The organism is Citrobacter sp. CK181, from assembly GCF_030333595.1.
GTDB lineage: Bacteria > Pseudomonadota > Gammaproteobacteria > Enterobacterales > Enterobacteriaceae > Citrobacter_B > Citrobacter_B koseri.
In genome coordinates this window covers 677,290-702,959 of record NZ_JAOWFN010000014.1, presented here as the reverse complement: position 1 = coordinate 702,959, position 25,670 = coordinate 677,290, and the positions used below count along the sequence as shown (strand labels likewise).

The 25,670-nt window shown below is 48.9% G+C and carries 26 protein-coding genes; 9 read left to right on the top strand and 17 right to left on the bottom strand.

Annotation, left to right across the window (positions count from 1 at the left end):
• Positions 1-31 precede the first annotated feature (31 nt).
• From OGW17_RS16835 to OGW17_RS16805, 7 genes are all read right to left on the bottom strand, one after another.
• Positions 32-697, bottom strand: coding sequence for an EAL domain-containing protein (locus tag OGW17_RS16835; RefSeq protein ID WP_071260014.1), 666 nt, complete (start codon positions 695-697; stop codon positions 32-34).
• 52 nt (positions 698-749) lie between these two features.
• The gene (locus tag OGW17_RS16830; protein WP_123907353.1) at positions 750-1,532 is read right to left on the bottom strand and encodes a hypothetical protein; all 783 of its coding nucleotides are present in this window, start codon (positions 1,530-1,532) and stop codon (positions 750-752) included.
• Between the two features lie 317 nt (positions 1,533-1,849).
• Positions 1,850-2,941 carry a fimbrial protein gene (locus tag OGW17_RS16825; RefSeq protein ID WP_047458669.1) on the bottom strand — a complete coding sequence of 364 codons (1,092 nt, stop codon included), beginning with the start codon at positions 2,939-2,941 and terminating at the stop codon, positions 1,850-1,852.
• A 15-nt stretch (positions 2,942-2,956) separates the two neighbouring features.
• Positions 2,957-5,395, bottom strand: a complete 2,439-nt coding sequence (locus OGW17_RS16820) for a fimbria/pilus outer membrane usher protein (protein WP_071260011.1) — start codon at positions 5,393-5,395, stop codon at positions 2,957-2,959.
• Positions 5,396-5,426: 31 nt separating this feature from the next.
• Positions 5,427-6,125, bottom strand: coding sequence for a fimbrial biogenesis chaperone (locus OGW17_RS16815; protein ID WP_049009526.1), 699 nt, complete (start codon positions 6,123-6,125; stop codon positions 5,427-5,429).
• A gap of 181 nt (positions 6,126-6,306) precedes the next feature.
• Complete coding sequence (locus OGW17_RS16810; RefSeq protein WP_024130637.1) at positions 6,307-6,885, bottom strand: fimbrial protein; 579 nt, start codon at positions 6,883-6,885, stop codon at positions 6,307-6,309.
• Positions 6,886-7,658: 773 nt separating this feature from the next.
• Positions 7,659-8,042 (bottom strand): nuclear transport factor 2 family protein, encoded by a 384-nt coding sequence (locus OGW17_RS16805; protein WP_225622040.1) that lies wholly within the window; start codon positions 8,040-8,042, stop codon positions 7,659-7,661.
• A 106-nt stretch (positions 8,043-8,148) separates the two neighbouring features.
• Here OGW17_RS16805 and OGW17_RS16800 point away from each other — a divergent pair, with 106 nt between their 5' ends.
• Entirely contained in the window at positions 8,149-8,904 is a 756-nt protein-coding gene (locus OGW17_RS16800) for an AraC family transcriptional regulator (RefSeq protein ID WP_071260007.1), read from the top strand.
• A gap of 76 nt (positions 8,905-8,980) precedes the next feature.
• Here the strand turns inward: OGW17_RS16800 and OGW17_RS16795 are convergent, their stop codons facing one another.
• Positions 8,981-9,172 (bottom strand): hypothetical protein, encoded by a 192-nt coding sequence (locus OGW17_RS16795; RefSeq protein WP_049009530.1) that lies wholly within the window; start codon positions 9,170-9,172, stop codon positions 8,981-8,983.
• 422 nt (positions 9,173-9,594) lie between these two features.
• On the opposite strand from OGW17_RS16795, the gene cueP reads away from it, so the two are divergent.
• Positions 9,595-10,143 (top strand): copper-binding periplasmic metallochaperone CueP, encoded by a 549-nt coding sequence (gene cueP / locus OGW17_RS16790; protein ID WP_071260005.1) that lies wholly within the window; start codon positions 9,595-9,597, stop codon positions 10,141-10,143.
• 115 nt (positions 10,144-10,258) lie between these two features.
• Here cueP and OGW17_RS16785 read toward each other — a convergent pair whose 3' ends face one another.
• Positions 10,259-10,789: a hypothetical protein gene (locus OGW17_RS16785; RefSeq protein ID WP_012133729.1), complete on the bottom strand. Its 531-nt coding sequence runs from the start codon at positions 10,787-10,789 to the stop codon at positions 10,259-10,261.
• A 311-nt stretch (positions 10,790-11,100) separates the two neighbouring features.
• On the opposite strand from OGW17_RS16785, the gene OGW17_RS16780 reads away from it, so the two are divergent.
• Positions 11,101-11,445: an anti-adapter protein IraM gene (locus OGW17_RS16780; protein ID WP_047458657.1), complete on the top strand. Its 345-nt coding sequence runs from the start codon at positions 11,101-11,103 to the stop codon at positions 11,443-11,445.
• 233 nt (positions 11,446-11,678) lie between these two features.
• On the top strand, positions 11,679-13,139 hold the full coding sequence (locus tag OGW17_RS16775) for an EAL domain-containing protein (RefSeq protein WP_175479754.1): 1,461 nt from the start codon (positions 11,679-11,681) through the stop codon (positions 13,137-13,139).
• Positions 13,140-13,265: 126 nt separating this feature from the next.
• On the opposite strand, the gene OGW17_RS16770 is transcribed toward OGW17_RS16775, so the two are convergent.
• Positions 13,266-13,523, bottom strand: a complete 258-nt coding sequence (locus OGW17_RS16770) for a hypothetical protein (RefSeq protein WP_024130634.1) — start codon at positions 13,521-13,523, stop codon at positions 13,266-13,268.
• A gap of 168 nt (positions 13,524-13,691) precedes the next feature.
• Here OGW17_RS16770 and OGW17_RS16765 point away from each other — a divergent pair, with 168 nt between their 5' ends.
• Entirely contained in the window at positions 13,692-14,681 is a 990-nt protein-coding gene (locus OGW17_RS16765; protein ID WP_012133726.1) for a lysozyme inhibitor LprI family protein, read from the top strand.
• Positions 14,682-14,741: 60 nt separating this feature from the next.
• Here the strand turns inward: OGW17_RS16765 and OGW17_RS16760 are convergent, their stop codons facing one another.
• From OGW17_RS16760 to OGW17_RS16730, 7 genes are read right to left on the bottom strand one after another with little or no spacing between them, the layout of a single operon-like run.
• Positions 14,742-16,838: a flagellar biosynthesis protein FlhA gene (locus tag OGW17_RS16760; protein WP_012133725.1), complete on the bottom strand. Its 2,097-nt coding sequence runs from the start codon at positions 16,836-16,838 to the stop codon at positions 14,742-14,744.
• Positions 16,825-17,958 (bottom strand): flagellar biosynthesis protein FlhB, encoded by a 1,134-nt coding sequence (gene flhB / locus OGW17_RS16755; protein ID WP_012133724.1) that lies wholly within the window; start codon positions 17,956-17,958, stop codon positions 16,825-16,827. The genes OGW17_RS16760 and flhB overlap by 14 nt, the downstream gene beginning before the upstream one ends.
• Positions 17,958-18,731, bottom strand: coding sequence for a flagellar biosynthetic protein FliR (gene fliR, locus OGW17_RS16750; RefSeq protein WP_049009537.1), 774 nt, complete (start codon positions 18,729-18,731; stop codon positions 17,958-17,960). The genes flhB and fliR overlap by 1 nt, the downstream gene beginning before the upstream one ends.
• Positions 18,732-18,737: 6 nt before the next feature.
• The gene (fliQ, locus tag OGW17_RS16745; protein ID WP_012133722.1) at positions 18,738-19,010 is read right to left on the bottom strand and encodes a flagellar biosynthesis protein FliQ; all 273 of its coding nucleotides are present in this window, start codon (positions 19,008-19,010) and stop codon (positions 18,738-18,740) included.
• Positions 19,011-19,012: 2 nt separating this feature from the next.
• On the bottom strand, positions 19,013-19,765 hold the full coding sequence (gene fliP / locus OGW17_RS16740; protein ID WP_047458650.1) for a flagellar type III secretion system pore protein FliP: 753 nt from the start codon (positions 19,763-19,765) through the stop codon (positions 19,013-19,015).
• Positions 19,762-20,160, bottom strand: coding sequence for a flagellar motor switch protein FliN (gene fliN, locus OGW17_RS16735; RefSeq protein WP_012133720.1), 399 nt, complete (start codon positions 20,158-20,160; stop codon positions 19,762-19,764). Before fliN ends, fliP begins: the two co-directional genes overlap by 4 nt.
• Positions 20,153-21,037 (bottom strand): FliM/FliN family flagellar motor switch protein, encoded by an 885-nt coding sequence (locus OGW17_RS16730; RefSeq protein ID WP_071259999.1) that lies wholly within the window; start codon positions 21,035-21,037, stop codon positions 20,153-20,155. Before OGW17_RS16730 ends, fliN begins: the two co-directional genes overlap by 8 nt.
• Before the next feature lie 509 nt (positions 21,038-21,546).
• On the opposite strand from OGW17_RS16730, the gene OGW17_RS16725 reads away from it, so the two are divergent.
• From OGW17_RS16725 to OGW17_RS16710, 4 genes are read left to right on the top strand one after another with little or no spacing between them, the layout of a single operon-like run.
• Complete coding sequence (locus OGW17_RS16725) at positions 21,547-22,578, top strand: sigma-54 interaction domain-containing protein (protein ID WP_049009539.1); 1,032 nt, start codon at positions 21,547-21,549, stop codon at positions 22,576-22,578.
• 19 nt (positions 22,579-22,597) lie between these two features.
• On the top strand, positions 22,598-22,966 hold the full coding sequence (gene fliE / locus OGW17_RS16720; protein WP_047458644.1) for a flagellar hook-basal body complex protein FliE: 369 nt from the start codon (positions 22,598-22,600) through the stop codon (positions 22,964-22,966).
• 10 nt (positions 22,967-22,976) lie between these two features.
• Positions 22,977-24,659, top strand: coding sequence for a flagellar basal-body MS-ring/collar protein FliF (fliF, locus tag OGW17_RS16715; RefSeq protein ID WP_071259996.1), 1,683 nt, complete (start codon positions 22,977-22,979; stop codon positions 24,657-24,659).
• Positions 24,631-25,668, top strand: a complete 1,038-nt coding sequence (locus OGW17_RS16710) for a flagellar motor switch protein FliG (RefSeq protein ID WP_012133715.1) — start codon at positions 24,631-24,633, stop codon at positions 25,666-25,668. The genes fliF and OGW17_RS16710 overlap by 29 nt, the downstream gene beginning before the upstream one ends.
• The last annotated feature ends 2 nt before the right edge of the window (positions 25,669-25,670 follow it).

Genomic DNA, 25,670 nt, shown 5'->3' with positions numbered 1-25,670 from the left:
TATATTTGAAATATGCTGGTTTCCTTAATATTTAAATCGTTATTACGAATGATTCTCGCTCATCAACGGGCCAGAGAAATCCCTGGGCATAATGTACGTCGCTCTCCGAAATAAAGCGGTGCTGGTATTCATTTTCAACGCCTTCCACCAGAACATGATCCGTCAGATATTCCACCTGCTTTACCAGCGTTGTCATTGCTGGGGTATCCTGTTCAGCGGATATTCTCCAGAGTTCATGTTTATCAATCTTAATCCCATCAAAGCGAAAGGGGAGTTGCGCAATTAACGGAATATGCCTGACATAGAGATCGTCCAGCCAAAGTTGAGTATTAAAAGCGCGCATTAGGGTCAGAATTGCATCAATATGCGGTACAAGTCGCGGAAAATAAGACTCGCTTTGCTGGCAATCAATTTCAATGACCTTTGGGCCGGGTAACATGGCAAGAATCGATCTGAGCCACATCAGATTCATAAGCAATGGAGTCGTAATATTCAAAAATAAAATGCCATTGCGATCGTGCTGATTTGCTACTCCCGTGCATATCTGTTCCTGAACAATATGTGACAGGAGTTCTGGCGAAACAGAGCGGAAAAATAGCTCTGGATCTGCCCCTTCCGGCTGGCAGAGCACCTCACCGCCAATCCGTCTACCGGTCTGGACATGAATGATAGGTTCGATACGGCACATGAGTTTCATAATAATGGCATATCCTTTTTAATTATAAACGGTGCATCGGGCTTTTCTGGGATTAATTAAATCGGTCGCGATAAGATATGCTTGCACTTTTTAGTGGATTACTGTTTATCGCTTTCAGCATTTTTATGTGTTCATTTTTAGTGCTTAGATGCAGCTTTTTATTGATCTTTTTGATGTAGTAAAAAAGCGTGTGATAGCGTTTATTTATTATTTTTGCGATGTCATGGGTAGGCGTGCTGTGGGCCAGTTCGGTCAGCACGGTCCATTCAATGTCGTCAAAAGAATCCGGCTGTTCTATTTCAGCCATGAGATCGTTAATGTACTGGCTGTAAAAAGCCTCATCCAGCCAGCAGGCATGAACGGCATGATTAAGCTCAGACATGGGTTCATACTTAGAAACGATATTGATATAATGAAAACTTCGCAGAACCTGAAGCAGGTAACTGTTACGCGTAAAAGTAAACACCGTTAAGCGAATGCCAGGATAGTTTATCTGCATATCATAAATGAAATTAAGCGCCTCCAGCGCACTCTCCTCCAGAGTAAAAACTTCCATGACGACATTATCAATAATATGGTTTTCTATTTTGTATTTTGCTTCTCTGAATGTCGGGCTGGTGTGTAGTACTAAAGGGTTGATCAGGTGTTTGCAAAGAAAATTAATCATATAGTTATCGGTATCAATAATTAACGTTGAATGGAGCGGCTGCGTAACGCTATTTAATGACTTGACAGAGTTTTCTATCATGACTAAATCAAATCTTGCAGTGGAAGGATTACAGGGGGAGTCCTCACTGCTGAGATAAAGAAATTGATCGTTCTGTAGTGTACGCATTATATTTTTCGATCCGCATATCATTTACAATAATGACAAGATGTAAAATTTAACTGTAACTATTTATAAAATAAGAAAATAATAGTGATGCTATTAAAACACACCATGATAAGGTGTTGATATACACTTCATCCTTCAGGCTGCCTCTTTGTTGGCTGCGCTCATTCACCCCGGTCACGTACTACGTGTACGCTCCTGGGGGCTCATTCACTTGCCGCCTCGATGCTTCTCAAATGATTTTGTGTATAAATATCTTTCTTTTTTTGTTGAGGCTTCTGATTATTTCAGTAGATGACTATTCTGTTTCTCGCCTTTTATCATGGGTAAATGATATTTACTTTCGCTGTGGTCTGTATTCTGCCTTCCGTCGGTTTTGCACCATAGATGTAATAATATGCTCTCAGTGGAATATCAAAATTGCTTCCCCACTGCGCAATCTTATAGAGCTCATACTCGCTGGTAATATTACCTGCGGTAAGCTCTGTCTGGCTGATGGCAATTTTTTTACTGGTATCGGCACGCATAATTCGCACTCCAATATTCCTTGCCGTTCCCTGGGTGTTTTTCAGGGTGTATTTATCCGTATCGACGCTGGCGCTACTGAGATAAAACTGAATGGTGCGTGTGCTCATGCCTTCTAACAGGTCGCTACATTCGGCATGCAGAGTGAAGTTTTCATAAAACTGCGCTTCCTTTCCTGCGGATATCAGGCTGGTAAGATCGGTTTCCGGTAGCGTGACCGTCGTATCCGGGATGCTACAGGTGCTGACATGAGGACGATAATTGATCGTGATATTCTGGTAGAACAGGCGTTTCTCTTCGTCAGAACCGATAAGGCCTAATATCCATTTAATGAATTCAGCTAAATTAACGCCGGGAAACCAGAAATCGATACCTGAAGCATCAACAACGGATATAGCGTGAGCAAGAGTAATACTGGTTGCGTCCGGGCCAACGTTATAGACATAGGCCGGGTTGGCGCCGCTCGGTACGCTTTTGAGTAACTTAGCCTTATAGGTATAGACCACGTTATTCAGCGAAGTACCGGGAATATGACTTTCTCCAGAGCGACTATAGTCTTTTTTCGTGGGTACAATATTGCCGATGGTGAATTGCAATACATAGTTACCATAATTGATATAGGCCGTGCTGTTGGCCATTTCAGAGATAATGGCAACACGGTTAGCATAACCAATCCATTCGCCGGTACAGCTAAACGTACCGGATGACAGCGACAGGTTCTGCGAACCTGTGGTTTCGCTGCTGAGGGAAAGTGAATCCAGGTTGAGCACCAGATTGCTCTCTTTTTGCGCGCCGGAATCGCTTTTACAGGAGGCCTGTACGCCATAGCTTATCGATCCCAGTAGCCAGGCAAGAATTAACGTTATTGTACGGATAGTGATTTTCATCCTCTGCTCCTGCCATTAGCGGCAAATATTTATCTGACCATCGTGGGTCGGCTGGCTAATAACACAGCTTTGGCGGCCGTCACTGCTGGTTTTGATATGTAAACGTGACGGGAGCTGTTCCGTTTTCAGGTACAACATTCCTCCCTGGGCGACATATCCGACGCTGGCGCCAGCATCGTCAAAAATTTCGGTGCCGAAGGGGAGAGGGCGCCCGTTAACGGCCCGTGCTGGCAACATGAACTGCCGCCGTTGGTCGGTATCGAAGCGCACATAGGTGACGGAACCCGCATAAGGCACCACTTCCTGGATATTGCCTTTCAGCTCAACGCCTTCCTTCATATGGGTGGTATCTAACTGGATTCGGTTTTTACGGTACGGGGACAGGTAAGGAACCAACGCTTTCCCGGCGGTATTCGTGGTGCGTGTGCCGTCGCCGCCCAGCGTGGCCCCTTGAGCGCCTGGCGCGTCGATAATTGCGAAGGTATCGCCCAACTGGCTGGACGTCAGCAGGCCGCCCCGATAAGCCACCAGGCTACCGCTGGCTCCCGCGCCGATCTGACGATAGTCTCCTGACTCGCTATAGCTACCGTTTAAGGTGGTAAACGCAGTGCGATAGCTCAGGCTGCTGCTGGCCGAGTTATTTCCACCGCGACGGTTGCTGCCGCTGACGCTATAGGTCGCCTGATTAAATTCGCCTGCGGTTCCGCTGATCCCCACGTTCGTGTCGGAATAGCCGTCACGATTAAATGTAACGCTGCTGTTGAGGAAAACGGGCCGTTCAAAGAGACTCAGGGGCACCGAGAATGTGAGGTAATAACGTCGCTCTTCGCGCTGATTATCGTTACGCATGCTGCTGGCTGAGAGGGTATAACTTACGGCGCCAACGTGGTTGGAATACCCCAGTTGATACTCTTTTGTTGTGCCATGACCATTCCAGTAGTCCCGCCAGGTTCCTGATAAGTAAAGGGAACCCAGTTCCTCACCCAGAGACTGGCTCAGGTTGATATTAAAGGTGTTTTTCTGGCGCATATATCTGGCATTAGGGCTGTCAGCGTTCTCTTTTTGCCAGTTATGCAAAGCGATTGCATCATTGAAGCTGTAATAGTTTTTCGTGGAATAGCGATACGCCGCCAGCGCAAAGTTCGTCCCGGTGACATTAAAGAAACGACTAAAGGCGACTTTGTAACTTTGCCCGCGGACTTTTTTATCTGCCGGAATTTGCGTTTGTGACTGTGTGACGTCAAAAGACAGCGCGCCAAACGGGAGGTTAAGGCCGCTCCCGAGAAGAAACGCGTTATAGTCTTCGCTGTAAATTACCCCGGTATAACCGGTGATCAGGTTATTGATCCCGTATTGATAGCTGCCCTGGGCAAACTGGGGACGATAGCGGCTTTCTTCCGTGCGCGCTTCCCCCAGCAACAGACCATATTTCCCAATCCCTTCTTGCAGCATGTTTGGCACCGAAGAAAAGGGGACGATGAAACTGCTGGTGCGCCCGTCTGCTTCAATGACTTCGACATTCAGATCGCCGCCTGAGCCGGTAGGAAGGATATCCGCAATTTCAAATGGGCCAGGCGACATGTTTTTCTGATAAATAACCTGCCCGTTCTGACTAATTTTAACCAGCGCGTTAGACTGTGCGACGCCGCGTACAATCGGGGAAAAGCCCTGCTGAGAATCGGGTAACATGCGCATATCCGTGCCCATGCTGACGCCGCGAAAACGCAAAGAGTCAAAAAGATCGTTGCTGGAATAGCTGTCACCCATGCGGATGATCGATTTAAGCGCAGCGATCCCGCGCTCAACGTAGCGTGTATTGTTTGTCCATGATCCTTCCACGCCCTTGCTTTTGTTATAGCTGGAGCTATCGCGAAATTGCCAGCCAAACGCATTCAGCCCGCTGTTTAACTGGAAATAGGCGTTTTCCTGATTGCGTCCGCCGCCTTTGGCTTCGTTGTAGTTATAGTTGGCATTGTATCCCAGCATCAGCGCCGGAATGCCTTCATCCCAAAAGACGGGATCGACATAACCGCGCAGCGTCTGGCGAATATACGCCTGGGGAATGGTCAGACGCAGCGACATATCGGCCGCATTGACTTTCATACTGCCTCCGTGCAGTAACGTATTCACATCCACTCGCTCGCTGGCGCTATTTGCGGCAGGGACTATTGAGGGAAGAAGCCCAAGCTGGGCAATATTCTCATGCTGGAAAAACGTTCCTTTATCCGTGATATAAACGGGAAGGCGGCCTTTCCACTCCTCGTTAATAAAAACATCAAACGGGTATTCACCAGGAGGAAGCGCAGAGGCACGATAAAAACGCGACATATCGGCATTTTTAGAGTCACCGGCTAAAAAGTCAGTATTGAAAGCCACGGCATACGCCCGACTATAAATAGACATCATCGCCAGTATTGGCAATAAACATGCGTATTGACTCTTTTTACCAGCCATTGCCATCCCCATTCATTTGGACATTATTATATTATTTTGTGGTGAATGAATATTTTTGATATGAACCGTAATCATCAACTAACAGAATATCCAAAGCCTGCCCCGATAAAACCGCCCCTGTCGTGGGTATTGTCAGTGTTGACAATGGCGCAATCATTTTCGGTTCGCCAGTAAGAGATTTACCTCGTGAACTCATTGTGGCAATCGATGCGAAATAAGGAGCCCGGTTTGTGGCGACAAGTTGATTACCCTGCGCGCTAAACGATAAATACTTATGTAAATCGCTGGCCGGAATCGTGAGTTCGGTCGGGCGATAAAATAATTTGATGCGCGACTTAATGGCGATTTGCATCGTGTTTTTGCCATCAAGATTTTCCTGTTTTGGCGGAATATCCAGCACATTCAGGTAATAAACGGATTCCCTGTCCTGAGGCAGCGCGTTGGCTGAACCGGTATAGCGAATGCGCAGCTGCTGGCCGCTACCGCCTTCAACTTTCACCACTGGCGGCGTCAGCAAAAAGGGAACCTGAGCGGTTTCTGGCGTAGAGTCTGGATTACCTTCGTCTATCCAGGCCTGAATTAACGCCGGACTGTTGCCACGGTTAATCAGCTGAACCGTTGTTTCTTTTTGTTCTTCAGGATAGATAACCCTGGTATTGCTAATAATAACATTCGCCAGACTGCTAAAGCTGAAGGCAATAAGCGTTAGAAAAATGAGAGAACGTTTCATATTAACCTGAAAAAAGAGAGCCTAATCTAATCAATATACCTGGTCGCGTTTATTTTCTCTCTTCCCTCCTGAATTGCAGGTATAAGAATACCTCACCAGAAGGTGAAAATAATTCGCGAATACAATAAGTCAATAATGACGGATCAGGCTCTTTATTTATATGAGTAAATTAACCCGTTGCTTATAAATACGCGACGGTATAAGTCAGCATGGTGTTAACGGCACCGGTATCGGCAGCGTCTGAACCGACTTTATAGTAGTTCGCATACAGATCGACAGTGGCGCTATCACCTTCAACATTCGTATCAAGGTTAGTATGCAGGTTCAGCGGCGTCTGGCTATTGGCCAGCGTACTGAGTGCGATACCCACGTTTTTCTTCGTGCCGTCGGTTCTCAACTGTGTGTTGTTCAGATACAGACCATCGTTAGAAATACTGTCTGAACTCAGGATCAGATTCAGGGTATTTTTATTTCCCGCGCCATCGTCCTGCCCCAGGGAAGCAGAAGTACAGCCGGTAAATTCCAGAGTAAATTGTTTACGGTTTTTCTGGATCAGACCTGCGGTAGATGCATCGCTAACGGCGATGGGATCTAATGGAATCGTCAGGTCAGCAGAGTTTCCGCCGTTAATTGTACAGGTTGTATCAGTAACCTGGCCGGTAAAGGTGATAGTACCGCCAGAAGCCTCGGTTGCAGCGCTGACATTAAAGGCTGCGAAGGATGACGCGATAACGAAAGAAGAGATAGCGAGCTTTTTCATTGATATTAACTCCAGTATGTTTGCTCCCGTCCTGGGGACGAACATTTCATGTCACAAAACCGTCCTGGTCTTGCTGTCTACATCCGTAAAATCCCTGAAAACGGAAAAATGGAGCCTGCATCATTATTTCCATCAGGTTAGGTGATGATCCTAATTGATGTAACACAATCTTAAAATACCAGTTTAAGAATTTACTTAAATTAAGTGTATAAGTCTGCTGTTTTGGTTTTTTTTCTTGTTTATCAGCATATGGCACTGATCGTGTAACTGAGATGTAACTTTAAATTTTAAAATTCTTATAAAACGAAAGGCAAAATGGAAAAAATCTGATGCTTACATTCAGTAATATTGATTTACACAATCAGGTAACGACAAAAAAAGAGAATATTTTGCGCGCTAATGTTATATTTATAAAGAAAAGTAGTTAAATGTTCTTTGTTTGTTTTATTTTTGTTTCATTATTCAGGGTGGATTATTTTAATTAATAAGATTTATTAAAATGAAAGTGGGTGAAGAGGATGAGCAAAAGGGATAAAAACGCCCAGGCATGCAATATAAAATGGCGTTTTAATAAAAAGGAGAGTGGAGGGGGATTGCTGCTTATTCTTACAGGTACGCACTGACGCTAACTAAATAGTGCAATGGCAGGGGAGCAGAGTGTACGGCTTTGCCATATGGGGACTGTTATATACCGCAAACTCCGTATTTTTATAGGCGGGGCTGCGTTCTGTCGTTGCATTCCGGCCTTTATCTGTCCCTTAATTCGCTCCCGATCACCGCAGACTTCCCAGCATTTTATCTTCTTCGGCGCCGCTGATTAACCGGGTTAATTCCTGACAGGCAGCAATACGGCCATTTTCTAATGTGAAACAGGCAAAGACTTCGGTTTGTGCCTGTTCGCCGTTCGTTTTGATGACGGTCACCAGGTGATGGGTCAGAACGTGATTGCCCTGCTGAGCGATGGCCAGAATGTTCACCTTCATGGTACGAGTAACCTGTTTTAGTTTTGCCATGTGCGTGACGAAGTTATCGTAATCAAGGTCGATGCCATTTACCGTCTGGCGATAATCGGGCGTGAAAAATGATTCGATAGTGTGTTCATCGTGCCCGGGTCGGGAAATAACGGCATCAAGCGCCTGAGCAACGCGTTGCATCATATTTTTCAATGTTCTCTTCCTCATCGTGATTGTGTACAGGGAAGATTACCCTCAGACTGAAGTGGCAAAGTAACCGTAGTAAGACAATAAATACGTTAAATCGGCCATGATGATAGAAAGCATTCAACCTTTACATCACTCCTCTAAGCATACGACTCAGTGGCACCATCACCCTGGCGGGCAGTTGTACTGGATCACGCGTGGCATAGTGATGGTCGAAACGGAGCAAGGACAGTGGGCGTTGACGCCCGGTTCGGTAGGGTGGCTTCCGCCGTCGTTACCCCATTGCGCGTGGATGCCGGTGAGTGCATATGGCGCCAGTCTGCACTTCAGCGCGGAATTTTGCGGGGTCTTTCCCTCCTCGCCGTGCGTTCGGGCAGCGTCGCCTTTTTTACTGCTGTTGCTTGAGAAAATTTGTGGGGAGGGAACCATCGGAGAGTCTTCAGAGCGGCTGGCCCACCTGTTGCAGGTTATGGTCGATGAGATTCGCTATGCTGATGCGCTCTCTTCACAATTGATCCTTCCCGACGACAGAAGGGTCAGACAGATTGCGCAAAAAATACTGGCCGACAGGGCCTGTACGCGGAGTCAGGCAGAGCTGGCGAAACAGGCCGGGCTGAGCGTCAGGACGTTGAGCCGCCTTTTTATACAGCAGACGGGATTAACATTCGGTCAGTGGAAGCAAAAAGCGAAAGTCATTTTGTCTCTGGAATATTTACTGCGCGGAGAGCCTGTCAGCCTTGTCGCGCAATTAGCGGGTTATGAGAATGTGAGTGCATTTATTGCCGTGTTCAGGCGTTTTATGGGAATGACGCCAGGGCAGTTCTATCTGCGTTTCGGTCATGGTACGAATGTGGTTTAAAAAAAGGTCGCATAAATAGAGTCACTTATGCGACAAGGCACACGGAGTCAGACATCCCTGCCTGTATAATAGAATCTTATGATTTGTTCTTCGTTTTCTCCAGAATGACGCCTTCCAGAAAAATAATTCTGTTTTCCAGCAGATTAATATAATCCTTCATCAGGACATTTTCTTGTCGCAACGTTTTAAAGACATTAATTTTTAAGTTAAGGTCGTGGTCTATTTTATTTCTTCCTGTTTTTTTTATGTTTAACAGTTCCCTTTCCATAAATATTCCTTATGCTTATAAGGTTATGCCTTTATTTCTTGTTGCTCATATTTATGCTGTGTAATTATCTTGTCAAGATTATTATTTTTTCTCATTGGATTTAAGATGCAAGGACAATGTACCGGAGAGAATAAATGAGACTCTGGACTCAGGCGGTTCTGTTTACATTGATGTATTACGCTTTTATCAGTGTTGACATGTTATCAGTTAGTTGTTTATATAACATATATTTTACAGGGAAAAGTTCATAATTGTGATATGGTCACTTGAACTCTTTTTTATTAGACTGCATGTCTTTCATTTTTTTGCTTATTTAGCACGCTCATACAGATCTTTTCTAAACTTTACCTGATGTGCGCCTGTCTTCTTCTTCCTGAAAAGACGTATAATTGTGAAACACAATTCGTACAAGGATAATAATTATGCCGAAAATCATTCAGTCTTTATTATTATTTATTGCACTAAGTAATATCTCAATGGCATCGACGCAGGAAACGGCGTTTTTGGCTGAACGCGGGCTGGCGGGAAAATCGGTTGAGCAAATGGTGGATGCTATCGATCAAAACCCTCAGGCGCGTCCTTTACCGTATACCGCTTCTGTGACCAGCACGGATCTGAAACTGTCGGCGAATGGCGAAACGTACACCTTTCCGCTGGGTGAGAAATTTTATCTCTCGCTGGCGCCTTATGAATATCAAACCCATCCCTGTTTTAACCACAGTCTTTCAGGTTGCCAGGGAGAAATGCCGGACAGCTGGTTTGATGTGAACGTGACAGATCGGAACGGTACGGTGTTGATACATAAGAAAATGAAAAGTTATCAGAATGGCTTTATCGGGTTATGGCTGCCGCGTAACACTGAGGGGATGATTGAAATCAGTCATGAGGGGAAAAAAGCGGCTTATTCGTTTAAAACCGCGAATGACAGTCAGACTTGCCTGACCGACCTGCAATTACGCGCTGCCTCGTAAAGGGATAAACAGCCTGAAGAGATGACTGACGATGTGCTGCATTCTTCGCCAGTCTCTATCTTCAGGGCGATTCCCTTGCCGGTGACTCAGCCCCGCATCGGGTGCGAATCACGTATCATGTAATGGTGACTTCTTTTCGGATTTTGTTTTGAAATTCCGTAGACAGCGATTTAAATTGCGCTCGCTTTTCTGTCAGTGTGGTAATGACTTTATTGCTGCTGGTACATCTGCCGTAGATAAAGTCAAAATAGATAGAGCAGTTTGAAACTTTACACAGCGTATTATAATCATCCTGTAGATGCGGAAAGTAAATAGATATTAATGCTTTTATTTTGGAGTAAAGTTTGCTGTCGCCGCTTATTGTCGGTTGTGTTATCGGCGTTTCTGTGGCGCTTTTACTCTTCACTTTTGTAATGAAAAACTCAATGGTGGATATTCGATACGTATGCCATTCGATTTCCATTGCTAACAGCTCCTCATATTTTTGCAGAATTTTATTATTCTGATCCTCTTTCCTTTTGAGTTCCAGCCCATCCATTATTTTTTGTTCTATTTTAGCTTCGGCTTTCAGAATGAGTATCCATCCTCCAGACAGCGCCAGGATGCAGCCAATTATGATTAAGGAGATAATAAATATTATGTCCATACATCAGACTCCTTCATTTGTTATTTTGCTCAAATTGCCTGAGTACCATTGCGACACAATCCGGCCTGTACTTAAATCTTATGTTGTATGATTGCTATAAATTCTGTTGATATTTTAAAAAATAGATGCAGGGTTAGCTGATATGTTTCATTAAGTCAAATCAGATCGCCTTGTCAATGTGTAAATAAAGTATTTGTTTTCTGTTCAAGCGTAAGGTTTTTGATTTTTCTTATTTCTGTTAGACATGAGGCAGAGTATTAGTAATTCTCTTAGGGCGTTAATGGACGAACATACAACAAAAGGAGTTTGTTATGGAGTGGAGCGTCGAAAATAACCTGGTGTGCCCGACAACGGGAACCGCCTTTGCGCTGACCAGCGGAGCGGAAAATCTTAAGTTCATTCTGTGGTATAAGGGCGATTATTTTTTACGCACAGGTTCCGTTATCTCCCCGGAGGATTCAGGCGTCCTGGCGAACGGGAAAAAAAGAAACATCAAAATCCTGCACGTTTTCCCCTACAGCAATGCGTTATGGGCCTCTTTTCATAACCGAATTGATTGCCCGGGAAATGGCGTTGTTACCATCAATCACTGTGCGCGACAGCAGCGGTGCGTATTCACGCTTTGTCCGTATGGCGCGAGGACTGTCACCGGATAAAATAATTTATGGCGTGACTATTCTGGCATCGCAGAACGTCGTCGTTACATGCAGATTGGGTATCCATCCTTTGTTATTGCTGTCATTTAAGACGGGCCGGTTTTGTGTCGCCTGAACACAGAGTGCCCTGAGTAGAAAAGAAGCGACCTGATATGTCTTTAAGGTTTATAACAAAATCAGATAAAAGAATCCTTACAGCTTCTGTCTTTCTGTTTTTTCTGGTATTTGCCAGCGTGCTGTGGCTGGAGTTAACGAGCGTACAGCAAAGTAAGCAGGCGCTGCTGCAATCTGAGGTCAAAAGTCTGGCTTTTGTCGTCGATAAAGTATTAGGCGATGCCCGACTGGCGATTGCGCAGGCGCAACCGTTACTGGGTCAGCCCTGTAATACGACACTGGAAAAAAAGCTCAATATTATCCCCACACGCTACCCGCATCTTCAGTCGCTTAACTTTACGCAGGGCAATACGATTTATTGTTCCTCGCTACTCTACAACAAAGGGTACACCCTGAGTCCTGCTCTCTCTTTACAGCAGGGCATAAGGGTTGATCGGGTGATCACCTCTCCGCATGATTTCATCATGATGCTTTATGTTTCTTATCCGGCGGGAAGAATATTTGCGGCTTCTGATGTGCGCATTATTGTTGAGCGCATCAAAAATATGGCGTTCAGCGATCGTATTGTTTTACGCATGAACGATAAAATTTTAACCGCCTCTGGCGTTAAACCGGGGAGTTTGCAGGAGTCGCATTTTTCACACTATATAAAAGCGGAAAGTAATAACAAACTTTATACGATTGCCTGGCGAAAAACCGAACTGGGGGATGCGCTGGTCGTGATCGCCCACTCATGGCGCTATATTGCGATGATTATCGCCAGTGCGCTCGTATCATCCATATTGCTCTGGTTACTGTTATCGCATCGGGCATCATTACCTCATCACCTTGCGGTGGCCATCAGAAGAAATGAAATCCAGCCTTACTACCAGCCGATTGTATGCGCCAAAACAAACCGCGTGATTGGCGCGGAAGTTCTGGCCCGCTGGCAACATTGTGAAGCGGGTTCTGTTTCTCCCGATATCTTTATCCCGGTGGCAGAACGTGCCGGGTTGATTGCCGACCTGACGAAAGGATTACTGGATCTGGTGGTCATCGATATTCAACGCTCGGTCACGGTATTTAAACCGGGTTTTAAATTTAACCTGAACATCAGCCATGCTCATCTGGTGAAGGACTCTTTTTATTCATTCATCGGGACGTATTCAGGCGTGTTTCGCGAACAGAACCTGCAACTTGTTTTTGAAATCACCGAGCGTGGAGAGATCGAAGTGAATGATGATATCTCCAATAAAATTGATTATATGAAGATTCATAATGTCGGGCTGTCGCTGGATGACTTTGGCACGGGATTTTCTAACCTGTCTTATATCACTGACCTGCGGCCAGAGAATATTAAAATAGGTCGCATGTTTATTAATCTGATTTCGGAAGGGAAAAATACGCCGCTTGTTGATTGTGTGGTCGAGATGGCACAAAGAATGCGTATTCAAACGACTGCGGAAGGGGTGGAGCATAAGTACCAGGTTGATTATCTTCGATCTAAAAATGTTGATTTCTTCCAGGGCTATTTCTTCTCCCGGCCACTTTCATTCGCGAATTTTATCCGCTTTATCAGAGGTTATCAGGTTGTCACGTAACATACTGATTATAGGAATTATATCCTGAAGGACTCTGCGCGGGGGAGGGGGCGTGATATGAACGATAAGCTATCTCAAGTGCGTGACAGATTACCGCTCATAATAATTATGCTGTATAGCGATGATTCAGACTGGCGTCTCTTTACCTAAATCATACTGAATTAACTGCCATTGCACGGGCGAGCCCTGATAATAAGGCATCATTTCCCCTTTTTTTAGGTTCACTACAGCCGATACCGCGGTGCTGGACAATTGCCAGTAGCCGCTTTGTGGACTGGCCTGCCCGCTGTTACGCGTGATGCCGAGAGGTTTGCGACTGGCATCGTTTTGTGACGAACCTGAGGAGAGTGTCGAAAGCATGTAATTACTACTGTCTATCTTCATAACCTAACAATCCATGAGGAACACATATTGTTATCAAGCGACATTTACCGGCAACAACTTAAATCAGGGAGGTGATTATTCATAATGTGAATAAAATCTTGTGACTTATTGCAAATAAAACATAATTTAGCCAAAATAAGCCCCTGTATTGGTTAAAGATTATTCATAATGATTGGTCGCCTGATTAACTGTCTGATACTCCTTGTGTCATTCTCCGCTGCCAGCGCTTATGCGGTTAACTGTCAGCGTGCTTCTATGCCTTTAGAAAACACCATTTGTAACAACGACAATCTTCATTGGCTGGACAGCACGATGACGGTTATCTATCACACGATGTTGGTCAGAAACCCTTCTCAACAGGTTCACAAGAAGTACCAGGAATGGGAAAAGTCGCTACAGGCGTGTACCTCCGACAGCTGCATTGAGCGCGCCTACTATCAGGGCATCAGTTCTATTTCAGACGTTGCCCCGGATTTTGACTGGGAAGGGCTGTGGTGGAACACCAGTGTGTCCAATTTAAGTGGCGGAATGATCCAGTTCAGCCGGAGCGCGGAATGGTCAGTCACGACGGATATTCGCGTCTGGTCGGGATTGAATAAAGATGAGTTTACGGCTGAAGCCCGAAAACTGTACGGCATGGCGCTGGTCGAACGTATTGCCGATACCAGTAATTGCAAACTGCTGTTTATCCCCCGTAAAAGCGGCGCGCTTCAGGTCTACAGCAACGCGGACTGGGGATGCCGGATTTCGATGCCGACGGGGGCATTTATTGATGGGCGTTATCTGCGCTCGGATCACGATCCTCGCCCGAAGGCGACGCTGTACTCGCTGGGAATTTTCTCCGACCCCAAAATGGATGAGCGCTTCCGCGCGCTGGTGGGGGATGATTACCAGAAGTTTGTGGATACCGCCAACGTTTACATTTATCAGGATGATATAGATAACATCGGCGCAACGGTCGTCTCTATGTGGGTGCGTGGCGCGGCGAACAACCATACGGCCATTATTATGTACACGCAAAGCAATATCTGGGCGGCGAGGGTAGAACGCGACAGCGCCGGAAAAATGCAGTTGTACTACTTCAGCACCAGAGGTAACGATATCAAGAAAATGCCGCGTACGCTCGCTGGCTGGAAACTGCGTTACCTGGATCAATAAAACCTGTCGTTATGGGAAAGGAGATCGTCATCGCGATCTCCTTTGTCGATCTCCTGCCGGTTATGCCAGCGTCCCTACGACGTTCAGATCCGCGTCATCCGGTACTTCATTATAAGAAAGAATATGCAGCCCGCTGGCGAACAGTCGGCCATAGCGGGAGATCACCGGACGTAGCTGCGGCGTTACCAGCAGCAGCGGCGGCAGCCCTTTCGCCTTCATCTGCTCGTAAATCATCGGCATTGTCGTCTGCAACTGAGTCAGAATGTTCGGATCGACAGGGAAGCTATCCAGCGCCACTTTTCCGGCCTGCTGCGCCTGGTTGAGCGCGCCCAGCAGCATATTCTCCAGCTGGCTGTCGATGGTGTAGGCCGCGAGTTGTTGACGATCGCCGTTAATGGTGTGAACGATGGCGCGGCGCAGAGCATAGCGCACGTCGGAGGTCAGCAGCACGGGATCTTTCGTCACGGTGACGCTTTCCAGCAATGTGGACGCGATGGTGACGATATCCTTCAGTGAAATCTGCTCCAGCAATAACTGGCGATAAATGCGCAGCAGCAGACTGTAGTTAAACGCGGCATTTAAATCCTCCGCCAGCTTTGGCGCCTGGAGCGCCAGGCGCGCATGCAGGTGGGTAATATCGTCATAGTTAAACAGATCTGGCAGATGTTCGCGGGCGACCTTGTTGACGTGCGTCGCCACCACGCTCGCGCAGTCAACCACCTGATAACCAAGATTCAGCGCTTTCGCCTTTTGTTCCGGGTCGATCCAGACAATCGCCATGCCGTAAGCGGGGTCGGTATCCAGTATGCCGTTGATCTCCCCGTACAATTCAGTGCCGGGAATCGCCATCAGTTTTTCAGCCTGGACTTCGCCGAGCGCGGTACGAATGCCGTTGATATGAATCGCGTATTGCGCCGGTTTCAGGCGGAAGTTTTCCCGGATGCGGATCTCCGGCAGCAGTACGCCGCAGTGCTCGGAAATGACCTGGCGAACGCCGCGTATACGTTGTGACAACGGACTGCCCTTCGACTCATCCACCAGCGTGACCAGTTTATAGCCGAGATTCAGGCCAATGGGCTCCACCAATGGAATGCTTTCCCAGGAAACGCCTGGCGTCGCATCCGGCGCGATGGCTTCGGTGATGGCCTCCATATCCGTCTCTTCCTGGGCGGGCTGCACCGCTTTGCTCTGCCGCCAGGCGGCAAACAGCAGCAGGGCGGTGAAGCTCAGGAAGGCGATGTGCGGCATTCCCGGCACAATCGCGAGAATAAACATCACGAAAGCGGCGGTATAGAGCACCTTCGGGCGAGAGAGAAGCTGGATTTTAATCTCATCGCTGACGTCATTGCCTTCGCTGACGCGGGTCACGATAATCGCTGCGGCAGTCGCCAGCAGCAGCGACGGGATCTGGGCGACCAGACCGTCACCAATGGTCAGCAGTACGTACTGGCGGAACGCGTGGCTGGCATCGAGATCGTATTTAAAAATACCGATACAGATACCGCCGATCACGTTGATGATCAGCACCATGATCCCGGCGATGGCGTCACCGCGAACAAACTTCGACGCGCCGTCCATCGCACCGTAGAAGTCTGCTTCTTTCGATACTTCCTGTCGGCGGTTTCGGGCCTGCTGCTGGTTAATCAGACCCGCGTTCAGATCGGCGTCGATAGCCATCTGTTTGCCCGGCAACGCATCCAGGGTAAAGCGCGCGGAAACCTCGGAAATACGTTCCGCCCCTTTGGTGACCACCACGAAGTTGATGATCATCAGGATGATAAACACCACGAAACCGACGACGAAATCGCCGCCGATGACCACCTGACCAAAGGCTTCAATGACCTTACCCGCCGCGCCTTCGCCTTCATGACCGTGCAGCAACACCACGCGGGTAGAGGCGACGTTCAGCGTCAGACGCATTAACGTCGTGATCAGCAACAGCGTCGGGAAAATCGCAAAGTCCAGCGGACGCTGCATATTCACCGATACCAGCAGCACGATGACCGCCAGGACGATATTAAAGGTAAACAGAATATCCAGCATCAGCGGCGACAACGGCAGAATAACCATTGCCAGCACGCAGAGAAGCAGAATAGGCACACCGACTTGCCCCTGACGGAGCACGCTCAGCGCGTTGCGCAATTTACTGTTCGCCATTGGCTTTCAGTACCTCTTGAGGAATGTTGATTTGCCTGTTCAGGCGGGGCTTTTGTTCTACGTTGCCTTCGCGCCAGGATTTTAATTGCATGACGTAGGTCAGTACGTGGGCAATAGCGCGGAAAAGCTGCGTGGGAATCTGTTGGTTAACGCGGGTGGTGTAATAAACTGCCCGCGCCAGCGGCGGAAATTCCACCACCTCGATATTGTGATTAGCGCCCACTTCACGGATCCAGAGCGCAACATCGTCGATTCCTTTAGCAACGATGTAAGGGGCTTCGGCACGCTGTGGATCATATTTCAGCGCAACGGCGTAATGCGTCGGGTTGGTGATGATAACGTCTGCCGTTGGTACGGTTCGCGCGATTTGCCCCATCGCCATCTGACGCTGAAGCTGGCGGATGCGTCCTTTAATCTGTGGATTACCGTCGTTGTTTTTATACTCTTCTTTCACTTCCTGTTTGGTCATGCGCATTTTTTTGGTGAACATGAACTTACTGAGCGGTACATCCAGCAGGGCGAAAATGACGATAACGGCGATGAAGTAGCTGAAGACGTGACGAAAAATGGCAAACCCTTGTCCGATCGCCTGACGAAGATAAAGCTGTTGCAGGTGCAGCAGAGCGTGCATGGAGTCATGCACCATCATGTACAACACGGTAAGAATAATGCCGCACTTGAGCAGCATTTTGCCGACTTCCGTGTAGTGGCTGGCGGAAAACATCCGCTTGATGCCGCTGATGGGGCTGAGCTTTTTAAAATCCGGCTTCAGTTTTGTGGGGGTAAAAATCCAGCCGCCAGGCACCAGGCTTGCCACTATGCAGCACAGCGGAATCGGAATCAGCGTTGCGATAAAGCGCAGTACAACCCAGACGTTCAGCAGCATAAACTGATTCAGCGCCGTGGGATCGTCGAGCCTGCCCGCCATTTCACCGACAGCGGCAAACGATTCACGGATTAACTGCTGGTAATAGGGCAGAAATGCGGCGAGGGTGAAAAACGACGCCAGCAGTCCCGCCGCCATCGTCAGATCTTTTGAGCGCGGGAGGTCGCCTTTTTCACGCGCTTTGCGCAGTTTTCCGGGGGTGGGTTTTTCGCTTTTGTCGCCGCTGGAGGACATTACGGCACCCTTATGGCGTCGAGCTTCGCCAGTATTTCATTGGTGAGATTGAGATAGTGATCAGGAATGTTGGTCACCATCATCGAGATACAGAGCAACCCAAACAGCATACTGATCGGAAAACCCAGCGAGAAAAGGTTCAGCGTCGGTGAAACGCGGTTTAACAGGCCAAATCCGCCCTGCACAATCAGCATGACGAACGTCGTTGGCAGCGCGATAAGCGTCGCGGATGCCATAATCCAGCCCAGTCCCTGAACAATCAGCGTCAGCGTTGGCTGGTTAATCGCCTGACCAATAGGCCAGTAGCTAAAGCCTTTGAACAGAATCGTGACCAGCAGCAGGTGTCCATCCATGATGAAAAAGAGCAGTGCGCAGAAAACATAAATGATCTGCGAAATCACCGTAGTGGAGCTGCCGTTGACCGGGTCGTTCATCATCGCCATCCCCAGCCCCATGTTCATCGACAGAATATGCCCGGCGGTTTGCAGCGTGACAAAGACGAGCTGGAGCGCCATGCCGAACAGGAATCCCCACAGGAGCTGCTCGCCGATCAGCAAGACGGTGCGCATCGAAAGCAGTTCGCTGAGCACAACATTATTGGGCAGCATAGGGGTGATAATGATCGACAGCGCCAGCGCTGCGGCAATCTTAATGCGACGGGAAAAAGCCCGGTTGTCCAGCACGGGCGCGAACTGCAAAAACGCCAGGATGCGGAAAAAGGGCAGCACCAGAGCCATCAGCGGCGTGAACAGCGCCTGTATATCGATTCCCATCGCCGCTTAACCGACCAGCGCCGCCGCCTGGTGAAAGATCTGGATCGTAAAATCCACCAGTTGCGTCAGCATCCACTTACCGGCGAAGATCAGCACGCCCAGGGTGACGACCAGTCGCGGCAGAAAGCTCAGCGTCTGTTCGTTAATTTGCGTGGTGGCCTGAAAAATACTGACGCACAGCCCGACAATCAGGCTGGGAATAATGGCGACGGCGGAAATCAGCAGCACCAGATGGATGCCGGTCGCCATGATGTCGCCTGCCGTGTCCATGTTCATCATCGCTAAAGACCCTGAACGCTGGAGGCCAGCGTACCGACGATCAATGTCCAGCCATCGCACAGGACGAACAGCATCAGCTTAAAGGGCAGCGAGACGATCAGCGGCGAGAGCATCATCATCCCCATCGCCATCAGGATACTGGCGACAATCAGGTCGATCACCAGGAAGGGGATATAGATCATAAAGCCGATCTGGAAGGCGGTTTTCAGTTCGCTCAGCAGATAGGCCGGAGTCACGATCGTGAGATCCTGCTCGCGCGCATCGCCCTCGATCCCGGCGATGCTCATCATTTGCGCCATCGCTTTATTGTTCGTCTGGGCCAGCATGTAGTTCTTCAGCGGCACTTCCGCCTTCGCCAGCGCCTGTTTCAGCGTGATTTCATCTTTTTGAAAAGGGTCAATGGCGTCAGTATAAATCGTGGTCCAGACCGGGCGCATCACCAGCAATGTCAGCGCCAGCGCAATCCCGGTAAGAATTTTATTGGGTGGACTTTGTTGCAGCCCGAGCGCCTGGCGCAGAATCGCCAGAACGATAATGAAGCGGGTGAAACAGGTCATCATCAGCACCATGATCGGCAATAAGCCGAGCAGGGTCATCAGGATCAGGATCTCAATTTTAACGTTGTAATCCTGACCTGCGCCGTTGGCGGCGGTGCTAAAGAGGGTAATGTCGCCATTTGCAGCCAGTGCCGGTTGTGCGACAAGCAGACCCAGGAGCAGCAGAGCGATGCCGCTTCTGTTAAACAAGCGGTTCATCGCGTGAGCTCACCGAGTTCTTTGGCGTTGAATTCAATGATTCGCAGGCCGTATTTATCGTTGAGCACCACCACTTCTGCTTTACCAAACAGAATGCCGTTCACTTTAATGTCCAGCGGCTCGCCCGCCATCTTGTCCAGTTCGACCACCGAATCGCTGTTGACTGACATTAATTCAGCAAGCGAGATATTTACGGAAGCGACTTCCAGCGTCAGCGTCACGGGAATGCGGCTAAACAGCGCCATTTTACGGATATCCGTCATCGCGGTGTTGCGCGTTTCAGGCTGCAAATCCAGGCGGATATTCCCTTCGACGGTGTCTTCCTGCGTCATATCGCTAAGGTTCAGGTCATCCAGGTCAAGAGACTGGCTTAGCTCGTGTTGCAAATCACTCATATTGCTTCTCGGTTGTCTTATCATAGATATCGCACAAAAACAGCTTGCTACGATCTTCAACGATAGCAGCCTCAAAAATCTGTTCTTTGCCGATAAATACCGGTAAAGGTTCGTTAATGGCGATGGGGATGATATCCCCGGGTTTAATATCGGAAATCTGGGCGACGGTCAGGTTCAGGCTGGCCAGACGCCCGCTCAGTTTTAACGGCAGACTGTCGAACAACCGTTCTATCTGCGCAGGGCTCAGCGGCACGCTTTTCACGGCGCGGCTATCGGTCGCATCTGGCGAACGGAGTATCGCCAGCATCTGATCAACATGGTGGTGATCGAGCAGAATGGTAAAAGAGCCGTGATCGTACCCTTCGAGGGTAAAGGTAATGCACCAGGACCAGTGGCTAATGACCGTTGAATAATCGACCTTAATATCGAGATTTTCGCCAAAGGTTTCTTTGCAAATCACCAGTTGCGTGAGTTCCTGACCCAGTTTACTTCTCAGGCGTTCTTCTGTTTTTGTCACGCGCAACGATTCATCTGGCGCAACATGGCTGCTGTCTTTACTTAAACCGTAATAATCATGAAGGATGTTCAGCAATAAGATGCGATCAATAACAAAGGCGACATTTCCGTAAGGCGTCGAAAAAACCTGCGCATTCTTATATTGCTGGTCGATTGCGAAGGTCATCGACTTCAACGCGGCATTAACACGGAGTTTCTTCAGAAAATAAATGCTCAGGCGTGCATCAAGTATGTCAAAACTGTCATTCATCAACTTGGGTAACTTGTGCCACGGCCGACCGAGTTTACTGGTGTCGAGCTTTACCAGAGAAGGTAAATCCTTTCTCTGATGAATTCTGACTCGCTGTGATGCAGGGTTCATGATTATTCCGGGTTACCAAAAGTTTAGATGAAAAATAACGCCACTTTTTGGTTGTTGTGTAGCGTGAACCGTAAAATTTCCTGGAGGTATTTGAGTTTTAAAAATTATGTGTCGCTCTTGAACAACACAGAAGAAACGTCGCTGTCGAAAACTCTCACACATTACGTCAGGATGTAGATTAGACAATCTTAACCCTGCTATTGCAAGCATCCAGGGGTTATTAATCCATTATTTCTCTAGGAATTTTCTCATTAATAACTTTTTTAATTTATTGATTTTTATAGATTAATATTTTAATACCCATTAAAAACAAGACAATTCCTATTCGCTACGTATACTGCCTTTACTTTATGAAAGTTGCCTGATTCATGAGTTAAAAAACTGTTTATTTTTATTAACATCTTATAAAGACCCATTAACAAACTGGGTTTGTGATGTTTTTAAAAGATGCTTTGAATAATGGCTGAACAGCATATTTCTTATTTTGTTTTTTCTGTTGGTACACCTAAATGAGTATTATCATTGAATGCGAAGATCGTAATAGAAATGGCTTTATCGCCGTTTCTCCTGCCAGCGTTAGCGTAATGTCGTTAGCGCGTCGCGTTGCTAAGTATAATGTATCAGTACTGATTACGGGCGAAACGGGAACAGGGAAAGAGTGTATCGCCAAATACATTCACGAGAATGCCTGCGGCAGTGACGCCCCGTATGTCGGCGTTAACTGTGCAGCTATTCCAGAGAGTATGCTGGAAGCCATTTTATTTGGTTACGAGAAAGGCGCGTTTACCGGCGCTGTTGCGAGCGTCGCCGGTAAATTTGAGCAGGCTAATGGCGGCACGCTGCTGCTTGATGAGATTGGCGATATGCCGTTGGCGTTGCAGGCAAAATTACTGCGCGTATTGCAAGAGCAGGAAGTTGAACGTCTGGGAAGCCATAAGCGTATTCCGTTGGATATTCGCCTGATCGCTTCTACAAATAAAGATTTGCAGCAGGAAATTGCCGAAGGCCGTTTCCGCCAGGATCTTTTCTACCGTATTTCCGTCGTGCCTATTCATATTACGCCGCTGCGTGAACGCAGGCAGGACATCCTGCCATTGGCCCAGCGTTTTATCACTAAATACCGCGCTTTTCATAAAGGCGATCTGCGTCTGAGCGATGAGGCGCGTACCGTCCTGCTCAGATACGACTGGCCGGGTAATGTCCGTGAACTGGAGAATGTGATTCAGCGCGGCATGATTTTGTGCAACGGCGAAGAGATTCACGCCGCCGACTTTGGCCTGGCCGTTCGCGCTTCCCAGCCTGAAGCGGCGGTTATCGAAATGATGCCTGCCTATCGCGAGCAGGAGACGGGCAACCCGTCGATCCGCGATGTCAAACTGCACGGACGGCTGGCGGAATACCAGTACATCATCGATCTGCTTAAACGCCATAAAGGCAACAAATCCAAAACCGCAGAGTTTTTAGGCATCACCCCACGCGCTCTACGTTATCGTCTCGCCTCCATGCGCGACGAGGGTATTGATATTGAATGTTATTCCTGAGGCCAGGAAGGATTGATGAATGGATAAGATTACTGCCGCAGGCATTAACACGACACACCAGGCGTTGCTGAACAGAATGCAGCAAACCGCTTCATTAGCGTCAGCCGGTTCGGTTGACGCCTCTTTAACTATTGCTCCCGCCAGCAACGCGTTTGGCGTCAGTGAACCGATTTCCTTTGCGGGCGCGCTGAATAACGCTATCGATAACGTCGATGCGATTCAACACAGCGCAGGCGCAAAGCAAAAAGCGATTGATATGGGGCTGAGCGACGACTTAGCCGGTGCGATGATCGAAAGTCAGAAAGCCAGCGTGGCTTTTTCGGCCATGATGCAGGTGCGTAATAAGCTCACCACGGCACTGGACGAAGTAATGAATATTCCGCTCTAAGGTTTTAACCGTGCTTACTAAGATTAAAAGTCGTCTCCCTTCCGTGTCGGTGCCATCCGGTCTGAATAAGCCCCAGCTCATGGCGATTGTGGGCGGCGTGGTGCTGGCGGCCGCGATTATTCTGTCGCTGTGGAACCGCAATCAGGGTTATGTCGCGCTCTATGGTTCGCAGGAACATCTGCCGGTGTCACAGGTGGTGGACGTTCTGGGGGCAGAAAACATCGCTTACCGCATTAACCCGGACAATGGCCAGATTCTGGTGAGCGAAAGCAAACTGCCGCAGGCGCGAATGGCGCTGGCGGCAAAAGGCATCAGCGCGGCGACGCCCGATGGCTACGAGTTGATGGACAAAGAAGAGATGCTCGGCAGCAGCCAGTTTATTCAGAATGTCCGTTACAAACGCAGCCTGGAAGGGGAACTGGCGAAGAGCATTATGGCGCTGGACCCCGTGGAAAACGCGCGCGTCCATCTTGGGCTTAACGAGTCCAGCTCCTTTGTATTGACCAACAAACCGACCAGCAGCGCATCGGTCATGGTGCAACTGCACTATGGCAGAAAACTGGATGAGCAGCAGGTCGCTTCTGTCATTCAACTGGTGGCCGGAAGCGTACCGGGTATGCAACCTGGCGCGGTGCGGGTGGTCGATCAGAGCGGTAATTTGTTGTCTGACGGCATCGAAGGCCCGGATGGCGGCATGACGAGCAAGCGCATGGGCGATGACGTCATGCAGCGCATTCGCGAGGATACCACGAAAAATATCACCAGCCTGCTGACGTCGTTAGTGGGGCCGGGCAACTTCCGTATCAGCGTCGCGCCGACCGTAGATTTAAGCCGTGTGGAAGAGACTCAGGAACGGCTGGGTAAAGATCCGCGCGTCAGCGATGAACAACTGAGCCAGGAAAACACCACCAATGAAATGGCGTTTGGCATTCCCGGCTCGCTGAGTAACCGTCCGGTCAACCCGACGCCGCAGACTCCCGCCAACCCGGCGGAGGGCAATCCGCCCGCTGCAAACGCCGCGAATAACACCGATCCGCGCTCGCTTTCCAGCCGCAGTCAGGAACAGCGTAAGTACGCGTTTGATCGTGATATTCGCCATATCCGCCACCCGGGTTACAAGCTGGAAAAACTGAGTGTCGCGGTGGTGCTGAACCAGGCCGCTCCTGCGCTGGCGAAAATTACGCCGGAACAACTGACGTCGATGACGCGCCTGGTGGAAAGCGCGGCGGGTATCGAAAAAGCGCGCGGCGATGCCTTAACGCTGGATGTTCTGACCTTCACGGCCCCGGCAGACGATGTCATGCCAGACCTGAAATGGTGGCAGGACCCTTCCATGCAGTACTGGGGACAGAATGGCGGAATTGGGCTGCTGGCCTTGCTGACATTGCTGTTTGGCGTTCGCCCGCTGGTACAGCGCTTTGGACGTCGCGACCCGATCACCCTTGATGGCGAGGCGACGAAGAAAGAGCTGGAAGCGCCTGACAATGGGGTGGTGATGAACGATGACGAGTTCGCCAGCCTGTCGAAAGCGGCGTTCAACAATAATGAAGATCTGCTGCCGCCGCAAAGCTCCGGCCTGGAAGCCAAAGTGGAATTCCTCCAGCTGTTGGCCCAGAGCGAAACCGAGCGCGTAGCAGAAGTACTGAAACAATGGATCAACAGCAATGACCGAAGCAACAGTAAGCCGGAATGATAAAAACCACTCAGCCTCAGCCGGGCGCAGCCGTCTGGAGCAGGCGGCGATCCTGCTGATGAGCGTAGGCGAAGAGGCCGCCGCGCAGGTGATGCAGAAGCTGAACCGCGAAGAGGTTATGTTGTTGAGCGAAACGATGGCGCGTCTCCATGATGTGAAGGTGCATCAGGCGCGTCTGGCAATGAACAATTTTTTCTCTGATTACCGCGAACAAAGCGGGATCAACGGCGCCTCACGCACGTATCTGCGCAGCATTCTGGAAAAAGCGTTGGGCGGTGAGATTGCCCGCAGCGTGATCAACGGTATCTACGGCGATGAAATTCGCTACCGTATGGCACGCCTGCAATGGGTCGATATCCCACAGCTGGCGGCATTGATTGAGCAGGAACATCTCCAGCTCCAGGCCGTTTTTCTCGCCTTCCTGCCACCGGATATTGCCGCCAGCGTGTTAAGCGTTCTGCCGCAAGAACGGCAGGATGAAATTATCTATCGCGTCGCGCGTCTGGACGACATCAACCGTGACGTTATCGACGAACTGGACAGACTGATCGATCGCGGCGTCGCGGTGCTTTCCGAGCATGGTTCAAAAGTGATTGGCCTCAAACATGCCGCCAACATCGTTAACCGTATCCCCAGCAATCAGCAACAGCTGCTGGATCAACTGCGCGAGCGCGACGAGAAAGTGGTCGAAGATCTGAAAGACGAGATGTACGAGTTCTACATTCTCAGTCGTCAGACGCCGGTGACGTTGCAGCGTCTGATGGATGAAATCCCGATCGAAGAGTGGGCGGTAGCCCTGAAAGGGACGGAGCCGGTTCTGCGTCAGGCCATCTTTAACGTGATGCCAAAACGCCAGGTCACGCTGCTGCAAAGCACCACGACCCGCCTGGGGCCAGTGCCGATCAGCCGTATAGAGCAGGTGCGCAAAGAGATCATGCAGGTTGTGCGCCAGCTGGCTGAAGAAGGTGAAATTCAGGTGCAACTGTTTGCCGAGCAGACGGTGGAGTAAAC